This window comes from Psychrobacter sp. TB55-MNA-CIBAN-0194 (assembly GCF_040309505.1).
Classification (GTDB): Bacteria; Pseudomonadota; Gammaproteobacteria; order Pseudomonadales; family Moraxellaceae; genus Psychrobacter; species Psychrobacter fozii.
The window spans coordinates 1-299 of the sequence record NZ_JBEOOW010000116.1 but is presented as its reverse complement, the minus strand read 5'-3'; the positions used below and the strand labels follow the sequence as shown (position 1 = coordinate 299).

Here is a 299-nt window from a genome sequence, read left to right as displayed (position 1 = left end):
ACACTAAGACCTGTATGTCGACTTCTTTAATATGACTTTTGAAGATAAACCCTAAACTTTACGCTGGTTAATCTTTGGCACTCTCTACCCAAGCAAACTCTTCCAAAATGCGCATCCATTGATCGTCTAATCCTGCTTTTAACAGTAATGGCTCACCGGTGACCGGATGGCTGAGCGCTAAACTCTGAGCATGTAGCAGCATGCGAGTACAATCATAGTGATTACGAAAAAATCGTGTGTGACGTATATCGCCGTGGCTGGTATCACCCACGATATGATGGAATAAATGTCTCATATGC

Annotated in this window: 1 pseudogene; it reads right to left on the bottom strand. The window is 42.8% G+C overall.

Annotation, left to right across the window (positions count from 1 at the left end):
• Window positions 1–67 precede the first annotated feature (67 nt).
• A pseudogene (locus AAEY75_RS14490) lies at window positions 68–299 on the bottom strand (tRNA pseudouridine(65) synthase TruC); the annotation flags it as partial.